The sequence below is a fragment of the Pseudomonas sp. AM4(2022) genome (assembly GCF_036346515.1).
Lineage (GTDB): Bacteria > Pseudomonadota > Gammaproteobacteria > Pseudomonadales > Pseudomonadaceae > Aquipseudomonas > Aquipseudomonas paracarnis.
Genome location: NZ_JAOTNW010000013.1, coordinates 1 through 21359 on the forward strand (window position 1 = coordinate 1; position 21359 = coordinate 21359).

Genomic DNA, 21359 nt, shown 5'->3' on the forward strand with positions numbered 1-21359 from the left:
CACCGGCAATTCCCCGGTGTCGGGATTTAGCGTGCCCAGCGTCGGCTTCATCAGCGGCAGGGTGAGTGCTACGGAAGGATCAGACTGAAGGCCATTCTCCGTCTGAGTCGTGGTAATAGTTTGATGACTGGCGCTTGAAGGTAGCTCGACCTGCACACGGCCATCATTACCCAGCGTGCCGGAGGCAAGTACCTGACCACCCTCCCCCTTGACCTCAAATGCAGCGCCAGGGCGGCCCTGGATAGCGAGCTTGTTGGCCTGGGTATCGAAACTGATCACGGGCGCAGACGGTTTGGTAGCGCTGACAGCAGCATCTGCGTTTGCGCCACCACCGCCACCACTGCCGCCACTGTGAGTCGCCAACGCCACCACGCCGCCGAGCCCAAGTGCACCAATGAGCCACATGAAGGTGTTGTCACCGTCCTCCACAAGCAGCTCATCTACATTGGAAATCTCTTTTAAAGAAAGTGATGCCTGGCTTGGCTCATAAGTCGCGTGCCAGAATTTCCCTTCGTTTTCCAACACCAACTCATTGTGCAGACCGTCAGCCGCCACAACAAAAAAGCCCTTGAGCACAACCTGCTCACCGGACTTCAACACGATGACCAAATCGTCGCCAGCCCGGGAAGCAGACTTCAGCGTTTCAGGATTCAACGAAATCTTTACGATACTGGGGCTGCCAACGGTGGTGGAATTACCCGTTGCCTGCTCTACCAGTTTTCCAGATTTGATATCTATCAAACTAACCTGCGCCATACGTGCTTTCGCTCCAAATATGAGAAATCCGACTGAGCGCCCTTCAAACAACGTCGAGGGCTAGTCAGCCAAACCAATAACGTCCGGTCACACATGCGGTGTTCGGACATTTACCGGCGCACATACTCGTGAGAAATTTCCCACCAATATGTAGGACATTTCCCAGCAGCATCACCACTGACTCGAGCAGGCGTTTCAGAAAAAAGGAGAGAAAACTCATGACGATCGTTGACGAGCCAGCCAACGCTGGCCCGTTTTTTTGACGTGACTATCGAGCGGAACTGATCAGTTGAGAGGGCTCCCAACCTCCGCCTAGCGCCTTGTATAGCTGGACTTGACTGTCCAGCTTAAGCAGTTGATCGCTCAACAGCCTTTGCTCGGCCGTGAATAACAGTCGCTGGGCATCAAGGAGGGTCAAATGACTGTCAACACCCGTTTCATAGCGCTGCTGCGCCAAATCGAAATAGGCGCGACTATCCATCACCAGATCACGCTGTGCCTGCAACTGCTTGCCAAAGGTGCCCTGCGCCGCCAAGCCATCGGCCACCTCGCGAAACGCGGTCTGGATGCTCTTTTCGTATTGGGCAACGCTGATGTCTTTCTGGATCTCGGCGTAATCCAGGCTAGCGCGCAACCGTCCTCCATTGAAAATCGGCACGTTGATCTGCGGGGCAAAACTCCAACTGCCCTGGCCACCATTGAGCAGGTCACCCAATTCACTGCTGGCCGCCCCAGCCGTCGCAGTTAAGCGGATCGAGGGAAAGAATGCCGCCCGAGCCGCGCCGATGTTGGCATTCGCAGCCAATAACTGGTGCTCGGCCTGCAGGATATCCGGACGGTGGCGCAGCAGATCGGACGGCAGGCCTACGGGAATATCCGCCAGGACGGCGCCGTCCAGCGGCACGCCATTGGGCAGGTCATTCGGCAGGTTGGCACCCAGCAGCAGCCGCAGGGCATTGACGTCCTGGGCAACTTGCCGGGTGTACTGCAGCATTTGCGCCTTGGCCGTGTCGACTTGAGTGCGCGCTTGACGCACATCGAGCTCGGAAGACGTACCTGCCTGATGTGCCTGGCTGGTCAGCGCCAGGCTCGCGCTGTAGCTGTCCAAGGTTTTGGTGGTCAGCTCAAGCAACGCCTGGTCGGTACGCCACGCCAGATACGCACTCGCCACATCGGCGATCAAGCCGATACGGATGCTGTTCTGCGCCTGTGCGGTGGCCAGGTAATTTTCCAGGGCCGCCGCGTTGAGGCTGCTGACGCGTCCAAATACATCCAGCTCATAAGAGGTGATGCCGACATTCAGCCCATATTGACTCTGAATACCGGCGCTCCCCGTACTCGACAGATCAGCCGGCAACCGCTGCCGATTGCCGCTGCCATTCACATCCACAGAGGGAAACAGTGCCGAGCGCTGGATCCGGTATTGCGCACGATAAGCCTGGACATTCAGGGCCGCGACCCGCAGGTCACGATTGTTCTCCAGGGCCACGGCAATCATCCGTCGCAGCCCGTCATCGCGGAAAAAGTCATTCCACAGTACCCGGGGTGCATTGGCCTCGATCAAACCAGGCTGGGCATAGGCAGCGCCTTGCGGCCAGGTGTTCTCGGCAGGCACCTGCAGCCAGGATTTTTTCGGAATCAGGCTGCACCCCGGCACGCCAATTCCGAGGCACACACAGAGCGTCAACGTTTTAAGTCTCATGCTTGCTCTCCCGACGGGGCGTTATCCGGTTGTTTCTTTTTGCTCAACAGGCCGGTGACGAACGTGTAGAACAGGGGCACGAAAAAGATCGCCAGGAAGGTCGCCGCGAGCGTACCGCCCACCACGCCGGTGCCGATGGAGTGCTGGCTGCCGCTGCTCGCGCCGACAGCCCGGGCTAAGGGCAACACGCCCATAATGAATGCAATCGAGGTCATGATGATCGGCCGCAAACGCAGGCGGGCAGCCTCCACGGCGGCTTCGACCAGCGTGCGTCCCTGGTGCTCATAAAGGTCTTTGGCAAACTCCACGATCAAGATCGCGTTCTTCGCTGCCAACCCCATGGTGGTGAGCATCCCGACCTGAAAGAACACGTCGTTGGACAGCCCGCGCAGCAAGGTGGCGCACACAGCGCCAAGAATACCCAGCGGCACCACCAACAGCACCGACACCGGAATCGTCCAGCTCTCATACAGCGCGGCCAGGCACAGGAACACAATCAGCAATGAGAGGACATACAGCATTGGCCCCTGCGCACCCGCGTGTCGCTCCTCATAGGACAAACCGGTGTAGGACATCCCGATGCCCGCAGGCATTTGTGCGGCAATACGTTCAACTGCCAGCATGGCATCACCGGTGCTGTAGCCAGGTGCCGGCGTCCCCAGGAGTTCGATGGCAGAGATACCCCCGTAGCGCTCCAGCTTCGGCGAACCATACACCCACTTGCCCGTGGCGAACGCCGAAAACGGCACCATTTCGCCCTGTGCGTTGCGTACATACCACTTGTCGAAGTCTTCAGGCGCGATGCGTGAGTCCTGGTCGCCCTGCACATACACCCGCTTGACGCGGCCGCCGTCGATGAAGTCATTGACATAGGCCGAGCCCCAGGCGACCGACATCGTCTGGTTGATGTCGGCGATGGACACCTGCAGCGCCCGCGCCTGCTCATCATTGATGATGACCTGGTACTGCGCTTCATCATCCAGGCCGTTAGGCCGGGTCAGCATCAACGTCGGATCTTGTGCCGCCAACCCCAGGAACTGATTACGGGCAGCCATCAGGCCGGCATGCCCGACATTGCCGTTGTCCTGCAGGAACACGTTGAACCCGGTCGAGTTACCCATCTCCAGAATCGCAGGTGGCACCAGTGCAATCACGTTGGCGTCTTTGATTGCGCCGAACTTCGCGTTCAAACGCTTGGCGATAGCAAATACCGATAGCTCAGGCGATGTACGCTCGGCAAACGGCCGCAAGGCCACGAACACGATCCCGCTGCTCTGGCCGCGACCGGCAAAGTTGAAACCGTTCACGGTGAAGGCCGATGAAATACCAACGCCTTCGTCTTCCAACAGGAATTTACGCACCTGCCCCAGGACGTCTTCGGTCCGTTCTGCGCTGGCGTTCTGTGGCAGTTGCACCTGAACCGCCATGATGCCCTGGTCTTCGTCAGGCAAAAATGCCATTGGGATCTTGGTAAACAGCAACCCAGCGCCCACGGTCAATAACAGGTAAATACCCATGAAGCGCCAGCGCCGCGTGAGGATGCCTTTGACGCTGCGCTCATAGCGCAGCGTGTTTTTTTCGAACGTACGGTTGAACCAGCCAAAGAAGCCTTTTTTCTCTTGCGCGCCGGCTTTGTGCGGCTTGAGCAAGGTGGCACACAGCGCAGGGGTAAATATCAGGGCAACCAGCACCGAAAAGCTCATCGCGGCGATGATGGTGATCGAGAATTGCCGATAGATCACGCCCGCCGAACCGCTGAAGAACGCCATCGGCATGAACACCGCCGAGATCACCAGGCCGATACCCACCAGGGCTCCGGAAATCTGGTCCATGGATTTGCGTGTCGCCTCTTTAGGCGACAGCCCCTCCTCGGCCATGATCCGCTCGACGTTCTCCACCACCACGATGGCATCGTCCACCAGCAAACCAATGGCCAGCACCATAGCAAACATGGTCATCACGTTGACGGTGAAACCAAAGGCGAACAACACGCCGAATGTGGCCAGCAGCACCACGGGTACCGCCAACGAAGGAATCAGCGTGGCCCGAACGTTCTGCAAGAACAGGAACATCACCAGAAACACCAGCACGATCGCTTCAAACAGGGTGTAGATCACCGACTTGATCGAGGCTGCCACCACGGGCGAGGTGTCGTAGGGGAATACAATCTCGACCCCTTCCGGCAGGTAAGGCTTGAGCTCATCCGCGGTTTTCTTGACCGCCGCGACCGCATCCAACAGGTTGGCACCGGTGGCAAGGCGCAACGCAAGCCCCGAGGCAGGCTTACCGTTGAACTGGCTGGAAATGGAAAAGTTTTCCGCTTGAAGCCCCACTTCGGCCACATCTTTGATACGCACCTGCGAGCCGTCGGGATTGACCTTGAGCAGGATCTCGCGGAACTCGTCCACGGTGGTCATGCGCGTCTTGCCAATGATCGTGGCCGACAGCTCAATACCTTTACGTGCCGGCAAACCACCGAGCATCCCGGATGACACCTGGACGTTCTGCGCCGAAATCGCGCTCATGACGTCCTGGGGCACCAACTGATAGCTGTTCAACTTGCCGGGGTCGAGCCAGATACGCATGGCGTTCTGTGAACCCAAGACTAAAAAGTCACCGACCCCCTTGGTCCGTGAAATAGGGTCCTGCAGATTGGCGACAATCAGGTTGCCCATGTCGAAGTCCGACATTCGGCCATCGGTCGAGACCAGCCCCAGAATCAACATGAAGTTGACCTGATACTTCACCACCCGAATGCCTTGGCGCTGGACTTCTTCGGGCAACATGGGGGTAGCCAGTTGCAGCTTGTTCTGCACCTGCACCTGTGCGATGTCCGGGTCGGTACCCTGATCGAAGGTGACGATGATCTGCATGCTGCCATCGGTGTTGCTGGATGAGGAGATGTAGCGCAGGCCATCCAAACCATTGAGCTGCTGCTCGATCACCTGCACCACCGTGTCCTGCACGGTCTGTGCCGACGCCCCCGGGTAGGTCACGGTGATCTGCACGGCGGGTGGCGCAATATTCGGGTATTGGTTGACCGGCAGCGAAATTACCGCCAACGCGCCCCCCAACATGAGCATCAAGGCGATAACCCAGGCAAAAATCGGCCTGTCGATAAAGAAACGGGACATGGGTATCAGCTCCCTTCGCCGGTCGTGGCGCTGAAGTCGCTGATCAACTCAACGTTAGTGGCCGGACTGGCCTTGACCTTTGCTCCCGCGCGCAAGCGTTGCACCCCTTCGGTGACCACTTGCTCTCCAGGTTCGATCCCCTTGCCGACCAACCAGGCATTGCCCACGGTGCGCAAGGTTTGCAGCTCACGCAGCTCGACGGTCTCATCCGGCTTGATCACCCAAGCCGTGGCGACGCCCCGGCTGTCGCGAATAATGCCTTGCTGCGGCACCAGTTTGGCCGCCTCGCGCACGCCTTCCTTAAGTTGTGCATGGACGAACATGCCGGGCAGTAATTTACCGTTGGGGTTAGGAAACACCGCGCGCATAGTCACAGAGCCTGTGCCGGGATCAACGCTGACTTCGGAGAACTTCAACGCACCCGGCAATGGGTATGCACTGCCATCATCCAGGGTCAGGGTGACATGTGCCTGCCCCGCGCCCGTGCTCTGCAAGCTGCCGGACTCCAGCGCACGCTCCAGCGCCAACATGCGGGTAATGGGTTGGGTCACATCGACATAGATGGGGTCCAGCTGGTTGACCGTCGCCAGTTCCGTGCCCTGGCCGTTCGTCACCAGTGCACCTTCAGTGATGTTGGAGCGCCCGATCCGCCCGCTGATCGGCGACAGCACCTTGGTGTACTGGACGTTGATGCTGGCGACCTGAACATCGGCCTTGGCCTGCTTCCACGCCGCTTGCGCGTCGTCATGCTGCTGGCGGCTGATGGCTTTGGTTTCCAGCAGGCTCGCGTAGCGTTTGGCCAGGTTTTGCGCGGTGTCCAGGTTGGCCTGCGCGCGGGCCAGGGTGGCCTGATAGGTCGCCGGATCAATCTGGTAGAGCTGCTGCCCTTCCTTGACCTGAGCACCTTCTTCAAACAGACGCTTTTGCAGAATGCCACTGACTTGCGGGCGTACCTGCGCAACGCGATAAGCCGAGGTTCGCCCAGGCAGATCAGTGGTCATGACCAAGGACTCGGCCTTGACCGTATAGACCCCAACCTCCACCGGAGCACTGGCGGTCGAAACCTGTTCGGATTGATTACAGCCCACCAGTAACGCGGTGGTGAGCGGAAGAATATGTACAGCACGCGACGGCCATCTGAGCTTCACCAGAAGTACTCCCCAGGAAGATGAAAAAAAAGATACGTGAACCACGATAAGGTTCAGTGTATCACTATACGATTCACCAAAATCAATCTGTACTTTTCAAAAACCCTTGGCGAACGCTCAAACATCACGCAATCACGTGCGCCAAATGTGGTGATCACCAGGACCAGAGGGCGCTATCGGGTAAGATGGGCGTTCGGCAAAAAGGCGAGCGAATACGACATGAGCGACGAGACACTCAAGCAGGAAAAAAATGGTGGCATTCAGGTCATTGCGCGGGCGGCCGCCATCATGCGTGCACTGGGAAACAACCCGAAGGGCTTGAGCCATGCGGCGATTGCGCAAGCCGTCGACCTGCCGCGCTCAACGGTGCAACGGATCATCACCGCCCTGGAAGAAGAACGCCTGGTTGAGTCGATCGGCCCGCAGGGCGGCTTTCGGCTGGGGACCGCACTGGGCTTGCTAATCAACCAGACCCAGACCGACATCATTTCGTCGGTTCAACCCTATCTGATCGAGCTTGGCCAGTTGTTGAACGAGTCGGTTACGTTGTCGTCCTTGATCGGCGACAAGGTGTATGTGATCGATCGAGTGGTGGCTGAACGGGAATTGCGCATTGTCTTTCCAATCGGTATCAACCCCCCCTCATTTGCAACGTCCAGCGGCAAGATACTCCTGGCCGAACTGTCACCTCAGGACCTCGAAGCGATCCTGCCAAAACAGCTGCCGGCGCTGACAAGCACCACGCTGAACAAAAAGGCCCTGCTGGCAGAATTGGAACAGATCCGTGTCAGCGGCATCGCCCAGGAAACGGAAGAGTACATCGAAGGTATTTGCTCCTACGCGACCATCATCCGCACCTACCTGGGCAATTTCTCAATCACTGTCGTGGCACCCGCCTCGCGGGCAAAGGTTCATGCCGAACGTTTTCAGGCCGCGTTGCTCGAGACCAAAGACGCCATAGAACGTGTGATTGGCCGCCAACACGATTGAGCTACAACACCCGACTTGCCAGCCCGGGCTATCACGGCCGAGCGCTGGAAAAGGCGTTCCGATAAGCAACCGGGCTTGTGCCCAGCAGCCGTCGGAAATGCTCTCGCAACGACGTCGAGGAGCCAAACCCGGTGCGCAGTGCCACCTGCTCCACGGACAAATGGGTGATGCAGGCATAAATCCAGGCCGACGGATGCGCCGGCAGAAGTCAGCACCTAGCCGTTATCGATGAACAGAACGTTGGGGTCGACGGTGACGCGTGGATATCGGCTGGCCAACACCAGCGCTGCGAACCTATGCGTGAATACCCGACGGCAGTGCAAGTCGTCGGGCCATTGCATGGCTTGGCATTCTTGGCTTATTGCTGGCTGGCGATCAGCGTCGCCGCCAGCGAAAAATGGAAACCCACCAAACTGCTGGGCGCCCTTGCATTGGCCTTTATTCCGCTCGGTGGCTTTTTTGCAGCCCGCTTTCTATGGCGGCGCATTGACCAACTCCAACTTGAGCAAAGCCCTAGGAAATTTCCTACATAAGTTGGCTCATCCCCCCATGTATTTTCGCGGTTCCTCCTTTGAGTTATCTCATGGCCGCTCGCATCGATGTGCTCCACTTCGCGAAGCGGCTTTTTTACGCCTCTAACCTGCCTGCAGGAGATCATAGAAAGCCTTGTCAGTTACACCGACGCAATAACCGCATCCCGGTATCGCCGAGAGTCGAATCAATAGCCGGCGATGAGCAGGGGAATTCCCTATTCAACCTGGCCCATTTCTCTCTTAGCGTTACAGCGTTCGCCCCGCCAGCGTTTTCCAAGCAGCCTTACCGGGGGACTTGCTGCTGGTATGGGTGAACTCCATCCATGGTGAAGCACCGTCCCTCAACGCGCAGCAGCAAGATGCCGCTGGCTTGGAGTGATGCGACCCGCCCGAGGACAGGAGACCGCAATGAGCACGCCAATTCCTTGCTACCACTGCACCCTGCCCGTGCCTGCCGGCAGCCCCTATACCGCTGTCGTTCTGGGCACAACCCGCGCGTTCTGTTGCGCGAGTTGTCAGGCCGTGGCCCAAGCCATTGCTGCCAATAATCTGGAGGGTTACTACGGCCACCGTAGTGAAGCCTCGACCAACCCCGAAACGTTGCCAAAGCAGTTGCCGGATGAGCAAGGGCTATACGACCGGGTAGATGTACAGCAACACTTCGTCCAGCATGAGGGCGAGCTGGCCACAACCCTCCTGATGATCGAAGGCATCAACTGCGCCGCTTGCGGCTGGCTGATCGAAAAACACCTGCGCGCTCTGCCGGCGGTGGCTGAAGCACGACTGAACTTGTCCAACCATCGCTTGAATGTGCGTTGGGATGACCAGCAGCTACCCCTGAGCCAGGTGCTTAACGAGATCAGACAGATCGGCTACGCCGCGTACCCCTATCAGGCCGATCATGCGTCCGAACAACTGGCCAGCGAAAATCGCCTGGCCCTGCGTCAGTTGGGGGTTGCCGGGCTGCTATGGTTCCAGGCAATGATGGCGACCATGGCGACCTGGCCGGAATTCAATTTGGATTTGAGCCCCGAGTTGCACACCATCTTGCGCTGGGTAGCGTTGTTTCTCACCACACCCATCGTCTTCTACAGCTGCGCGCCATTCTTCAAAGGCGCCCTGCGTGACCTGCGCACCCGCCACCTGACCATGGACGTCTCGGTGTCCCTGGCGATAGGCATCGCCTATATCGCCGGGATCTGGACCGCGATTACCGGAGTCGGCGAATTGTACTTCGATGCCGTGGGCATGTTCGCCTTGTTCTTGCTCGCCGGACGCTACCTGGAACGCCGAGCCCGCGAGCGTACGGCGGCCGCCACCGCGCGACTGGTGAATCTGCTGCCGGCCTCGTGCCTGCGCCTGGACGCCGACGGCCAGAGCCAACGCATCCTGCTCAGCGAATTGCGCCTGGGCGATAAGGTACTGGTGCATCCCGGCGCCATCCTCCCGGCGGACGGCAAGATCCTCGAAGGCCAGTCGAGCATCGACGAATCCCTGCTCACCGGCGAATACCTGCCGCAACCGCGCAGCCCGGGCGACGTGGTTACCGCCGGCACCCTCAACGTCGATGGCACGCTGACCTTGCAAGTCCTGGCCCTGGGCCAGGACACTCGCCTGTCCGCGATCGTCCACCTGCTGGAGCGAGCCCAGACAGAAAAACCACGCCTGGCCGAAATCGCCGATCGCGCCGCCCAATGGTTCCTGCTGTTCTCGCTGATCGCTGCGGCTGCCATTGGCTTGCTCTGGTGGCAACTGGACGCCTCACGGGCCTTCTGGATCGTCCTGGCAATGCTCGTCGCCACCTGCCCCTGTGCGCTGTCCCTGGCCACACCGACCGCATTGACTGCCGCCACCGGCACCCTGCACAAACTCGGCCTGCTGCTGACTCGCGGCCATGTACTCGAAGGCTTGAATCAGATCGACACGGTGATTTTCGACAAGACCGGCACACTCACCGAGGGCCGCTTGACCTTGCGTGCGATTCACCCCTTGGGCGATCTCGACAGTCAGCAATGCCTGAGCCTGGCCGCAGCCCTGGAGAACCGCTCCGAACACCCCATCGCCCGAGCCTTCGGCCGTGCGGCGCTGGCTGCCGAACACGTGCTGAACATACCTGGGTTGGGTCTGGAGGGCCGGGTGGGCGAGCAACACCTGCGCATCGGCCAGCCAGCGTTCGTGTGTGACCTGAGCGCCTGTGCAGTCCCGCCAATGCCGGATGAAGCCGGCCAATGGCTGCTGCTGGGCGATAGCCAAGGGCCGCTGGCCTGGTTGGTCCTTGACGACCACCTGCGCAGCGACGCCCCCGCGCTGCTTGCCGCCTGCAAGGCGCGTGGCTGGACCACGCTGCTGCTGTCGGGCGACAGCTCGCCAATGGTTGCCAGCGTCGCCACCGAACTGGGTATTGACGAGGCCCGCGGCGGCCTGAGCCCGAATGACAAACTGCAAGTGCTGCAACAATTGCATCGCCAAGGCCGCAAAGTGCTGATGCTCGGCGACGGGGTCAACGATGTTCCGGTGCTGGCCGCTGCGGATATCAGCGTGGCCATGGGCTCGGCCACCGACCTGGCCAAGACCAGCGCCGACGCGGTGCTGCTGTCCAACCGCCTGGATGCGTTGGTGCAAGCCTTCAGCCTGGCACGGCGCACACGTCGGATAATCATTGAGAACCTGCTGTGGGGGGCGCTGTATAACGGCCTCATGCTACCGTTCGCCGCCCTGGGTTGGATCACGCCCATTTGGGCCGCAATCGGCATGTCCATCAGCTCGTTGACGGTAGTACTCAACGCCTTGCGCCTGACCCGGATGCCGCGCCAACGCTCCGCCTCAAACCCATGAAAAGGGCATGGAGCGAGCCTCCCTGCCCTACAGATAATGTGACCTTGATCTGGCTATATTTTTCATGCGTTGAAACGTCGATAGCGCCAGAACTTTTCGATGTGACATTTATAAGAAGACGCAACATCTTCTCTTGCTGCCGTGAGCGTCATTGATGAACAGCTACTTCCAGACACTCGATTTATCCCCCATGTACCGCAACCTGGTCTTTCAGTCGCGCAGTGCGGCGGACTTTCAGGCGTACCTGCGTCAGGCACTCAGCAATCACGTAATGCGCTGGGGGCCTGGTGAAGTGGACTCCGCGCTGTACAGCATCGATACCCGGCACCTGAGGCTGATGATTCTTCGCTATGGGCCGGCCGTTGAGATCCGGCCCGATCCGTGCGATGGTTTCATTCTGGTCCAGGTACCCTTGCGGGGACGCTCGGTCATCAAAAGTGACGGGGCAACCACCTCCATAGGCCCTGGTCAGGTCGCCGTTCTTGCACCGCGACGGGAAATCAGCTTTCGCTGGAGCGAAAACTGCGAGCAACTCATTCTGCGGGTGCCGTCCGCTTTTGCCAGAGATGCTGCTTCGCGGCTTCATACACCGCTTACGGAACTGAACGAGGGGGTAGATCTGGAGCCCGTGGTACTGCTGGACAGTCACGTGGCTGCGCAATGGTGCAGCCTTGTTCAGTCGCTCGTCGACCAGATAAACCCAGGGCACGGCGACGGTTTCGGCCATTGCCACCCCGCCTGGCTGGAGTATCTGGAGATTGGGTTGGCCCTGCTCCTTTTAACCCATACACACAAACAGCCTGACACGCCGGCGAGCCATGCGTCACAGCCTCCGTCAACGAAGCGCTCGGCACTCGACGCGGCGCGCCAGTACAGCCTTGCTCATTTGTGGGCGCCAATCTCACTGCAAGACCTGGCTCGCGCAGCCGGAATCAGTTCACGCACACTGCACACCTTCTGCAAAAAGGAGTTCGGCGTAGGCCCCATGGCCTGGCTACGCAATATCCGCCTGGACGAAGCCCGCCGCAAAATTATCGCCCACTCGCCCAACAGCATTACCGACATCGCGCTGGCGGTTGGTTTCGGGCATCTGGGTCGGTTTTCGGCGTACTACAAGGATAGGTTCGGCGAGCTGCCAAGCACCACGTCGGCATTGCACAAGTGTGCAACGCCTTAGCTTCCACACAAACCACGCCGGAACTTATCAGGCAACGACTGCGACGGCCTCGATCTCGAACAACATGCCATCGAGTGCCAGACGCGGCCCCCCCTCCTCACTATTTATTAATAGGGGATCTGAGCCAAATAAAGCACTTGATGCTGGCTCGCACTCGTATTCAGATGGCGTGGAGCAGTCGCTTGTTTCTACGGCATACTTCATTCGTCGCAGCCGCAATCCCATCCGTGATTGGCGCGAGATGAGGCAGCAGCATGGAGAGTATCTCGTCGTCGGCCTGCTCCGGTGTACCCGATGTAAAAGGTGGGGCTGGATCGTACTCAAGAAACAGCGTCATGCCCTTGGCAACATCTTCGCCAATCAATGTCGCCACGACCTTCAGGCCGAAATCGATACCCGAAGTAATCCCGCCGCCCGTGATCCGATTACCGTCAAAGACGACACGTTCCTTGACCACTATTGCACCCAGCCTGCCAAGCTCATCACGCGCTGACCAATGAGTCGTCGCCTTGACGCCCGTCAGAAGTCCGGCTGCGGCCAGGATCAGTGACCCGGTACACACCGATGTGATGTAGCGGCTGGAACGGCCTTTTTCCCGGATGAAAGACAGTATCTCGGCGTCCCGCATCATGCGACCGGTACCCGCGCCACCCGGTACAAACACGATATCGAGATCGCTGGGGCAGTCGGCCAGTGTGCAATTGGGGTTGATCGACAGGTTTGTGTCGGTTTGTACGGGCTCTAGTGTCTTCCAGACGAGATAGATGTCGGCAAACTTGCTAAATACCGTTTCCGGTCCCAGCAAGTCCAGCAATGTCATATCTGGATAGCACAGCATTGCGATCTTTAGCTTGGTATTCATGAGCCAGCTTTCCTTTAGGTTGGATGTCTTTCGTCATCGATCCAATAGGTAACATCGCCGGTCCTTTGGCACATGGATGATCTGTAAGGGACTTACTTGGTCGTCGATTTGCTTATTTTACGAAGGAGCATGAACACGCCCATGAAGGCACTGATCAAACCGCTTATAAGTCCGGTAATGGCATGCCCTATCGAGTTCTCCAGGGAAGAGAGAGGCAGCGGTGAATTCTGATTCACCAAAAAAGATATGACGGCCGAAATGATTCCGCCGATCAAACCTGCAATAAGCGATTCTTTCAGAATGACGTTCATGAAGGCGTTCCCTTTTACGATTTTCAAGAAGGTAATCATTCACGGGGGCGAGAGGTTCTAAACGTTCGGAACTACTCCTGGCGTGAACAGGCGAACCGTCGCAAAGGGTGACGATCGAACTCGCCGCGCCTCCCAACCATCACCCTCGGCAACCAGGTTCGCTCCGCGATGCGGGCAGCGGTTATAGAGCCCGCTGATCTTCTGGTCATTGACCCGCACCATGATGACTTTGTGGTCGCCAAGCTGGGTGGCGTGATAGTCGCCGGCCTTCGGCACCTGGCTTTCACGGCCCACATGGACCCGGGCCTGTCCGTAGGCTCTCTGCATTTCCAGGGACAAGATCTCGGGGTCGGTATAGACACGCTTGTGAACGTCATCTGGACGTACAAGCTGCCTCAATTCATCCGTGCTGATCATGGAGGGAACCTCTAGTGACTGGCTGATCGAAAGACCGCTTGAAGCACATTGCGGGCTACGATTTTGCCGCCTCCCATAACGATCAAATAGCCAGGAATCGCAAAGCACTATCCGTATTTCGCTGCTGAACAGTAAGGGGCCGGCGAACACACCTTCCGAACTCCAGCATTAAGGACTTTTTTGCCAGCAATCTTAAATCTTCAATGCAAGTGATCGGTGTCGTCATTACGTGTTTTCTCACTTAAGGAGCCTTCGCCGTTGACGCTGACAAATCAAGCGTCACATTCGCACCGTCAGAGCGCTCCGAATCTGCCGAGGGCACTGGCGCTGGCAGATGCACCTGAATGACCAACCAGGCGGCAATGACTGCAGGAATCGCGCAGTAGAAGAAAATCTGCGGCACTGGAATATGCATCGCCAACAACATGGCGCCGAACAGCGGACCCAAGATTGAACCAAAGCGACCAATACCCAGCGCCCAGCCTGCTCCGGTGGCACGTACGTGGGACGGATAGAAGTTGTTGGTAAAAGCGTTGAGCGCCAGTTGACCGCCAATGATGAAAAAACCAGCGACGAAAGCCAAGCCCCACAGGTAACGCGGGTTTTCATGGTGCAGGCCGAGCATAATGGTGCATACCGCACCACTGACAAACACGGCCGAGAACAGACGCACCTTGTGTTGCAAGCGGTCGGCGAGCCAAGCCAGACAGACCGCCCCGAAGGTACCGGCGAACAGGAATACCGAAGTCACCAGGTTTGCCTCACTCAACTTCATGCCACTCTCAAGCAACAGTGAAGGTAACCAACTGATCATGAAATACACCAGAATCAGGCTAACGAAAAACGTCGACCAGATCAGCAGAGTCGGACGCGCATAACCATGCCGAAACAACTCAATCACCGTGAGCCTACTGCCTTGTTCTGGCTCATTTTGCGCAACTGATGCGACAGGAGGCTGCCAGTCCGGCACTAAACGCGCAGTGATTTTGCGTAGACGTATATAAGGTGGCTGGTCACGCAACAGACGTGGCAGCGACTCGGGGAGGTATTTGAGCAGAAAAGGTAACAGCAACACAGGCGCTAACGCTCCGGCAATAAACACCGAATGCCAACCAAAGCTGCTAATGAAGCCAGCGGCGACAAAACCACCCGCCGCACCACCAAAGGAGAACCCACAGGCTGCCATCGTCACCATCATGGTGCGCAGGCGAGGCGGAGAATAATCAGACATCAACGCCATCGCGCAGGGCATCGCCCCGCCCATGCCGATACCACAGATAAAACGTGCGACCATCAGGCTGCTCAGCGAATTGACGAATACCGTCAACGCCGTGAGGGTCGCGTAGATCACCACGCTGGCCAGCAGAATTCGCCGCACGCCAAACCGATCTGCCAGTGGCGTTATCGCTAGCGCCCCCACGGTCAGTCCCAACAAGTTGGCACTGAACACTGGCCCGAACGCCGCTTTCTCCACCCCCCACTCCTGAGCCAACGCCGGTACCACATAAGCCAGCACGTGGGCGTCGTAGCCGTCAGTCACCATCAACAATGTGAGAAGTAAAAGAATCCACCACTGGTAAGACGACACGGGACGGGCGTCGAGCGCCACGCGAAAACTGTCAATCTGATTATGCATTGCCGGTACTCATTTGTTTTTATGGTTATGAGGACAAATCACCAGTCTTGTGCACGTTTTTATCGGGCGTTTTAAACCCAGGCTCTTAGAATGGTCCTCTGATGAACGGTAAGGGGCGACCAAGCGGAATCATGTAGGAAATTTCCGAGCCGACTTCTAGGTGACCCGCATTTACAAGCAGTCCTGGCGCATGGACTGGCGCGATCAAGAAGACGTGGAATACCGAGGTAGCTTGCTGCCAGAGGATATGCCGCGAAAGCCCAGCCCGCAGCGCAGCCCGGGCAACGCCCAGGTTCTGGGAGCTCTGAGCTGTTTGTGGCATCCCGCGTGCTGGTTACTTCCAGTCACCCGGGATGAGCAGTACAGCGCCGTTGAACGCGAGAAAATTTCCTACATGATCTCGCCATTACATTTCATGTTTTTTAAATCTGCGTCACATACCCGCTGAAAGAGTTGAAAAATACGATTCTTCAGCGATGGAAGGTAACGCTGTCGGTGATTGGCGCACGATCAGTAGGTGCCTGATTGCCGGGTGCACTCTCATCCGGGTAACCAAACGACATTCCAAACAGCATTTTCATTTCGTCAGAAATACCGAGCACCTCCCTGATCGCCTTTGCGAAAAAACCGAGGGAGGTTTGCGGGATACCACTTAAGCCCCGAGCAGTAAGCGATAAGAGAAAGGTTTGACCATACATACCAATATCTCCAGCCGTCCGGACACTGTCACCAAAAACCGGCATAAATAAAAAGACCGCCTGGGGTGCGTTGAAAAAGGAAAAATTCAAGGCTGTTGCTTGACGGCGCCCCGCCTCATCCTCGCGCATGATGTTCATCGCCTCGTAATAGGCTTTGCCCTGCGCGTTCTTACGATCCGCATAAATGCTGTAGAAAGCGTCCATATCGAATGAAAAGTCAGGAGTGAATTCGCCAGCTGCATTTTTCGCGTGAAGAACCTGCGACAGCTCTACTAATTTCTGGCCACTGACTATATGCACGTTCCACGGCTGGGTATTGCAGTTGGAAGGCGCACACTGGGCGTCTTTCAGAACTTCTTGAAGGATGTGATCAGGTACAGGGGTGTTTAAAAAACCACGGAAAGACCGTCGGCTACGTGCTGTTTTTTGAAATGCTAAAGTGTCATCCATCAGCGTTGCATCATCCAAACCAGCCATTGCAAGCGTCATAACTTCCTCTTGATCAAATATAAGAATTTCAGGTACCCAGTGGTAAATTGAGCAATGAGCCATTGCGACCACATCCTATCAACGCATAAAGCTCCAACGGACGCAGAGGTGTTTGCAGAACCCCTCGAAGGGGAATGTCATGAGCTTTCGCCCAGAGAATCAGGTTTTGACGCTGTTGAGAATTTACGTCGGCAATCGCAACAACCGATAAGATCGCGCGGTATCGGGTAAACAATTTCAAATTCTCTGCGTCGTTAGGCAGGTCAAATGCGTCATACACCAAGTATTCAAAGTGCTTGCCCGCTTCCAGAGCATCGACCACCTCACTGACGTTGTTGCACAAGCAGAGCAAGAAATACCCCAGATGATTGAGCGTGCGGGCATAGGCAAAAAGCGTGCTGGGATTCTTGCTGACGATAAGAATTCTCCCCGATCCGGTGTGCACTGCTCGCTCCTCGAAAAACGCCAAAGTATCCCGTTGTCGTCGATGGGCCTACAGGATAAATCTCGGCATTTCCTTGGTTTTTCTTGGATTTCAAAAAAGCGTACTACTCACAACAGAAGCAAGATCTTTCTCGATTTCCAGCAAGAAATTTCGCCCCTCTGTTGAGCGCAAAACCTGGAGCTGAGCGCGTACCGGGTCTGCAATAATGGCTCACTACGATAAACAGACTGTTGACGTGAAAAATTCAACCATACTCAACCAGGTCAGTACCGAGTCGCATGGAAATAGCGCGGTGTACTCCTGAATCCCCCTTCTGCATTCCATAAGGCTAAGCAACTGAAAAATGAGAAAAAAAGTACTGATCGTCGATGATCACCCAATGGTCCGTCACGGTATTCGCGTAGCCCTTGAGTCCATCGGATTCGAAATAATAGGCGAGACCTCCGACGGAGCCGACGCCGTCCAACTGATCGAGTCGTTGAAGCCAAACGTGGTAATTCTCGACATTGGCCTCGAAAAAGTGGACGGCCTGACGGTCTTGAAACGTATCGTGCGGGAAAAACTTGAAACCCGCGTGCTCGTCTACACATCACAGACCAAAGACACCTTTGCCAGTCGCTGCTTTCAAGCCGGCGCCAGTGGGTTTGTCAGCAAAAGCGAACCCACAGCCCAATTGCTCAAGGCGATCGAAACAGTCGCCGACGGCTACGTGCTCTTCCCAAGGGATGTCATGCCGTTTTTCTCGGGAACCTCTGCAACAGGGGAAGCTGGGGCCCTGGAAAATCTAACAGATCGAGAAATGCATGTGATGCGGTTGCTGGCTGAAGGGTTTTCCAACCGCGATATTGCGCAGAAACTCAACCTCAGTACCAAAACGATCAGCGGCCATAAAATCAACATTCTCATGAAGTTAAACGTCACCTCGGTAGTGGAGTTGGCTAACATCGCCAAACAACATAACCTCATCTGAGCCTGAGTTCGTGAAGACGATATTTCCCCAAATTAGTGCCCTCCTCTTTGTGCTGATATTCGGGATTTGCAGTCAGGTTCTTGCCGAAACCGGTGACCTTCAGCCTAAGGCGCGACAAGCGCTTAACGCCGTGAAAATCCAGCTCAACGAGCAAGAGCGGGCCTGGCTCAAGCGCAAGCATGCATTGATCGTCGGCGTGAGCATTGAATCCTTGCCGCCCTACCGGATCATCAACGACCACTCGAGTTTTGAAGGACTTACAGCGGATTATCTCGTGGCACTGCAGCGTGAGTTGGGAGTGTCTATCGAGGTCAGGCCGTTCGACTCGAGTGAGGAACTCTTTTGCGCGCTGCGCGAGGGGAAAATCGACCTGGTTGCGTACGCGACAATCCTGAATACCAAGCGTACCGATGCACTTTTGACGCCGCCCTATGCAGTGACACGCCTGACCCTTTTTACCGAAAGTGGCGACCGTAGCGAAAACAACACCCTTGGTTCCGACCTGAAGATCGCTGTGGCCAATGATATTGCTCTTGCACTGTACAAAAGCAGCGGAGGTCAAGGCACATTCACTTCCTACCCTTCATCGTTGGCGGCAATGACGTCAGTGTTGACGGGCACTAATGACGCCTACCTTGGAGATCCTGCCTCCACCTACTCTCTATCCAGCCAGTTGTTCAGCACGAGAGTAGGCGTCAGCCAGCGCACACCGCAGCCAGAGATCAATGTCGGCTTTGCGATTGCCCCAGATAACCAGATGCTGGCTGACCTGTTCGAACGCGCACTAGGCGGGTTAACGCGCTGCCAACTGGCTGACGCCCAATATTTCTGGGGTGATAACCTGCGATGTGATGGGTACGATTTTCGCGCCCGTCTTACCGATTCCGAGCGCACTTGGCTGGACACCTCCCAGACTGTGAAATTGGTAGTAAGCGAGGATTTGGCCCCCTACGCCTTTTTCGACAGCGATGGTCGCTTGAACGGAATTGCCTCTGACTTGCTGGAAATTATTCGCCGCAAGTCAGGCATTCAGTTCCAGATCATCCGTGTGAGCTCATTGGGTGAGGTTGATACCCTGCTGGCGAATGGCAAGGCAGACCTCGGCATTCTCACAGAGGCCAGTCACGCACCTTTGCGGTACCTGCGCAGCCGCCCGGCGGGGGCTAATGCTTACCTTTTTGCCACGCGCAAGGACCACCAGACAGTCCTGAATGACCAAAGCACGGCAACAGTGGCTGTGGCGAAAGGCTATCTTTTGTCCCCGATCCTCGCCCGACAATACCCCCATGTACGTATCCAGGAAACCGACACATTGGGTGAAGCCTTCAAGCTTGCTCGGGATGGCGACGTGGATATCGTCCTCGCTCCCGCGAGCGTCATACGCTACTACCTTTCGTACAAATTCGAGAGCAGCCTGAAAGTTGGAGGCATCGTTAATATCCCCAACGCTAGCGTTGTGTTTGCTACTTCCGAGCATCATCCACAGCTGATCTCTATAGTCGATAGAGTGATGGCTGAAATCCCCCCGCGGGAGTTCGTGCAGATTCACGGTCGCTGGCGTGCCAACTCGGCAACTGATGAAAAATACTGGGAGGGGATAGCTGCCTACATCTGGCGATCGTTTGAAATTCTGGGCGCACTGCTACTGATCGCCGGGTTGTGGATCGTGACGCAGCGCCGCCGCATTCTGCACAAACGCCAGGACTTGAAGCAACGGCAGATATTGCTGGATGAACTGCAGGTAGCCAAGGAAGCGGCTGAGACGGCCAGCCGAAGTAAATCAGTGTTCCTGGCCACCATGAGCCATGAAATTCGCACGCCTCTCAATGCGATCATTGGCATGCTGGAACTGGTGCTTACTCGCAAAAACAAAGCCGAGTTAAACACACAGTCCGTACACATCGCGTACGAGTCAGCTACCGGTTTGCTGGCCCTCATTGGTGACATTCTCGACATATCGCGGATTGAATCTGGAAAAATCAGCTTAGTTCCAGAGCCTAACCGGATCAAAACGCTTCTGGAGTCGACAAGCCATGTGTTCTCAGGCTTGGCGCGGCAGAAGCAGTTACATCTGCGGCTGGATATCGCCCCGCTGTCGGCGGAATTGGTTTGGGTCGACGGGCTAAAAATCAAACAAATCCTGTCCAATCTTTTAAGCAACGCAATCAAATTCACGGAGCGTGGAAGTGTCGAGGTTCGCTGCCAGGTAAAACCGACGAGCGATACACGCCTGCACTTTCAGATCAGCGTTACCGATACCGGCGCAGGCATTCCTGCCGAGCAAATCGATCAAATTTTCAAACCATTCTTTGTGACGAACGCGGCCGTCAGCGACCCTAATGCCGGCGCAGGCCTGGGCCTGGCAATTTGCAAGGAAATCAGCGAATTAATGGGTGCAAGCCTGGAAGCCCAAAGCACCCCGGGGGCCGGGACCCGCATAACGTTCAGTGTCGAACTCGAGCGCGTCAGCTCAGAGCGCGCAGTCTGTGAAGACAATGCCTGCAAGCCCGTGAAAGCCGACAGTGATGAGCCACTGACCGTGTTGATCATCGAAGATCATCTACCTAGCCAGTATTTGCTCTACCAGCAGATCTCCTATCTGGGGCACCACGCGCTGACCGCCAGTAACGGCCTGGAAGGCTTGGCAATGTGGCAAGAGCACGCTGTCGATGTTGTGATCACCGACAGTAACATGCCAGAGCTGAGCGGCCACGAGATGACCAGAAACATCCGCGCAATGGAGCAAGCTCAAGGTATCCGCCCATGTTTGATCATTGGGCTGACGGCCGACGCCCAGCCCGAAGCGCATGAGCGCGCTCTGGCCTCGGGTATGGATCACTCACTGGCCAAGCCGATCACGCTGGCTGTGCTGAACCGCTGGATTCCCATGCTCGACATCGACGCCGAGAACCTCAACCAAGCCTCCTCAGCGATGAACAACATCCGCCAAGACTTGTCCGAGCAGGTGGCCGCGAGTAATACCGATGAATCCCTGGCCTTGAAGCAGGCCCTTGATACAGGGGACCTGGCTCAAATCAAACGCATCTCACACAAGCTCAAGGGCACGGCATACATGCTCAATCACGCAAGGCTGCTCGACCACTGCAATGAGGTCGAAGACATCTGCGCTGAAGGCGTGATATCCGATGAAACCGTCGAGGCTGTGACGGAGCTGATCCAGCTACTGGAAACAATCAGTCAGTCGCTGCGACCGGAATGACCACCCGTCAACCACCAAGAAACATCTCGGTAAAAC

At 56.8% G+C, this 21359-nt stretch carries 17 protein-coding genes; 6 read left to right on the top strand and 11 right to left on the bottom strand.

Annotated features, from left to right (window positions below; all coding sequences use genetic code 11):
- The 4 genes from ODQ19_RS18325 to ODQ19_RS18340 form a co-directional block, all read right to left on the bottom strand.
- Positions 1–756: BapA/Bap/LapF family prefix-like domain-containing protein (locus ODQ19_RS18325; protein WP_330210835.1), on the bottom strand; the 756-nt coding region annotated here is incomplete at its 3' end.
- 268 nt (positions 757–1024) lie between these two features.
- On the bottom strand, positions 1025–2458 hold the full coding sequence (locus ODQ19_RS18330) for an efflux transporter outer membrane subunit (protein ID WP_330210836.1): 1434 nt from the start codon (positions 2456–2458) through the stop codon (positions 1025–1027).
- Positions 2455–5592: an efflux RND transporter permease subunit gene (locus tag ODQ19_RS18335; RefSeq protein WP_330210837.1), complete on the bottom strand. Its 3138-nt coding sequence runs from the start codon at positions 5590–5592 to the stop codon at positions 2455–2457. The genes ODQ19_RS18330 and ODQ19_RS18335 overlap by 4 nt, the downstream gene beginning before the upstream one ends.
- A 5-nt stretch (positions 5593–5597) precedes the next feature.
- Positions 5598–6740 (bottom strand): efflux RND transporter periplasmic adaptor subunit, encoded by a 1143-nt coding sequence (locus ODQ19_RS18340; RefSeq protein WP_442962764.1) that lies wholly within the window; start codon positions 6738–6740, stop codon positions 5598–5600.
- A 219-nt stretch (positions 6741–6959) separates the two neighbouring features.
- Here ODQ19_RS18340 and ODQ19_RS18345 point away from each other — a divergent pair, with 219 nt between their 5' ends.
- Positions 6960–7730: an IclR family transcriptional regulator gene (locus ODQ19_RS18345; protein WP_330210929.1), complete on the top strand. Its 771-nt coding sequence runs from the start codon at positions 6960–6962 to the stop codon at positions 7728–7730.
- A 31-nt stretch (positions 7731–7761) separates the two neighbouring features.
- Here the strand turns inward: ODQ19_RS18345 and ODQ19_RS28200 are convergent, their stop codons facing one another.
- Positions 7762–7884, bottom strand: a complete 123-nt coding sequence (locus ODQ19_RS28200) for a hypothetical protein (RefSeq protein ID WP_442962765.1) — start codon at positions 7882–7884, stop codon at positions 7762–7764.
- A gap of 142 nt (positions 7885–8026) precedes the next feature.
- Between ODQ19_RS28200 and ODQ19_RS18350 the strand changes: the two genes are divergently transcribed.
- From ODQ19_RS18350 to ODQ19_RS18360, 3 genes are all read left to right on the top strand, one after another.
- On the top strand, positions 8027–8263 hold the full coding sequence (locus ODQ19_RS18350; protein ID WP_330210838.1) for a DUF3817 domain-containing protein: 237 nt from the start codon (positions 8027–8029) through the stop codon (positions 8261–8263).
- Positions 8264–8671: 408 nt separating this feature from the next.
- The gene (locus tag ODQ19_RS18355) at positions 8672–11098 is read left to right on the top strand and encodes a heavy metal translocating P-type ATPase (protein WP_330210839.1); all 2427 of its coding nucleotides are present in this window, start codon (positions 8672–8674) and stop codon (positions 11096–11098) included.
- Positions 11099–11252: 154 nt separating this feature from the next.
- On the top strand, positions 11253–12275 hold the full coding sequence (locus ODQ19_RS18360; protein WP_330210840.1) for an AraC family transcriptional regulator: 1023 nt from the start codon (positions 11253–11255) through the stop codon (positions 12273–12275).
- A 160-nt stretch (positions 12276–12435) separates the two neighbouring features.
- On the opposite strand, the gene ODQ19_RS18365 is transcribed toward ODQ19_RS18360, so the two are convergent.
- From ODQ19_RS18365 to ODQ19_RS18390, 6 genes are all read right to left on the bottom strand, one after another.
- Positions 12436–13137: a DJ-1/PfpI family protein gene (locus tag ODQ19_RS18365; protein ID WP_116668754.1), complete on the bottom strand. Its 702-nt coding sequence runs from the start codon at positions 13135–13137 to the stop codon at positions 12436–12438.
- 92 nt (positions 13138–13229) lie between these two features.
- Complete coding sequence (locus ODQ19_RS18370) at positions 13230–13448, bottom strand: hypothetical protein (protein WP_116668793.1); 219 nt, start codon at positions 13446–13448, stop codon at positions 13230–13232.
- Between the two features lie 57 nt (positions 13449–13505).
- Positions 13506–13865 (bottom strand): Rieske 2Fe-2S domain-containing protein, encoded by a 360-nt coding sequence (locus ODQ19_RS18375; RefSeq protein ID WP_330210841.1) that lies wholly within the window; start codon positions 13863–13865, stop codon positions 13506–13508.
- 241 nt (positions 13866–14106) lie between these two features.
- Complete coding sequence (locus ODQ19_RS18380) at positions 14107–15501, bottom strand: MFS transporter (RefSeq protein WP_330210842.1); 1395 nt, start codon at positions 15499–15501, stop codon at positions 14107–14109.
- A gap of 470 nt (positions 15502–15971) precedes the next feature.
- Complete coding sequence (locus ODQ19_RS18385; protein ID WP_330210843.1) at positions 15972–16688, bottom strand: nitroreductase; 717 nt, start codon at positions 16686–16688, stop codon at positions 15972–15974.
- A gap of 28 nt (positions 16689–16716) precedes the next feature.
- Entirely contained in the window at positions 16717–17133 is a 417-nt protein-coding gene (locus tag ODQ19_RS18390) for a hypothetical protein (protein ID WP_330210844.1), read from the bottom strand.
- A gap of 343 nt (positions 17134–17476) precedes the next feature.
- Between ODQ19_RS18390 and ODQ19_RS18395 the strand changes: the two genes are divergently transcribed.
- Positions 17477–18103 (top strand): response regulator transcription factor, encoded by a 627-nt coding sequence (locus tag ODQ19_RS18395; RefSeq protein ID WP_138454094.1) that lies wholly within the window; start codon positions 17477–17479, stop codon positions 18101–18103.
- A gap of 10 nt (positions 18104–18113) precedes the next feature.
- The gene (locus tag ODQ19_RS18400) at positions 18114–21323 is read left to right on the top strand and encodes an ATP-binding protein (RefSeq protein ID WP_330210845.1); all 3210 of its coding nucleotides are present in this window, start codon (positions 18114–18116) and stop codon (positions 21321–21323) included.
- The last annotated feature ends 36 nt before the right edge of the window (positions 21324–21359 follow it).

Coding starts and splice junctions, on each gene's coding strand:
- ODQ19_RS18335 (WP_330210837.1), bottom strand. CDS start 5,592: ATGTCCCGTTTCTTTATCGACAGGCCGATTTTTGCCTGGGTTATCGCC.
- ODQ19_RS18345 (WP_330210929.1), top strand. CDS start 6,960: ATGAGCGACGAGACACTCAAGCAGGAAAAAAATGGTGGCATTCAGGTC.
- ODQ19_RS18370 (WP_116668793.1), bottom strand. CDS start 13,448: ATGAACGTCATTCTGAAAGAATCGCTTATTGCAGGTTTGATCGGCGGA.
- ODQ19_RS18385 (WP_330210843.1), bottom strand. CDS start 16,688: ATGACGCTTGCAATGGCTGGTTTGGATGATGCAACGCTGATGGATGAC.
- ODQ19_RS18375 (WP_330210841.1), bottom strand. CDS start 13,865: ATGATCAGCACGGATGAATTGAGGCAGCTTGTACGTCCAGATGACGTT.
- ODQ19_RS18330 (WP_330210836.1), bottom strand. CDS start 2,458: ATGAGACTTAAAACGTTGACGCTCTGTGTGTGCCTCGGAATTGGCGTG.
- ODQ19_RS18350 (WP_330210838.1), top strand. CDS start 8,027: ATGCGTGAATACCCGACGGCAGTGCAAGTCGTCGGGCCATTGCATGGC.
- ODQ19_RS18380 (WP_330210842.1), bottom strand. CDS start 15,501: ATGCATAATCAGATTGACAGTTTTCGCGTGGCGCTCGACGCCCGTCCC.
- ODQ19_RS18360 (WP_330210840.1), top strand. CDS start 11,253: ATGAACAGCTACTTCCAGACACTCGATTTATCCCCCATGTACCGCAAC.
- ODQ19_RS18355 (WP_330210839.1), top strand. CDS start 8,672: ATGAGCACGCCAATTCCTTGCTACCACTGCACCCTGCCCGTGCCTGCC.
- ODQ19_RS18395 (WP_138454094.1), top strand. CDS start 17,477: ATGAGAAAAAAAGTACTGATCGTCGATGATCACCCAATGGTCCGTCAC.
- ODQ19_RS18365 (WP_116668754.1), bottom strand. CDS start 13,137: ATGAATACCAAGCTAAAGATCGCAATGCTGTGCTATCCAGATATGACA.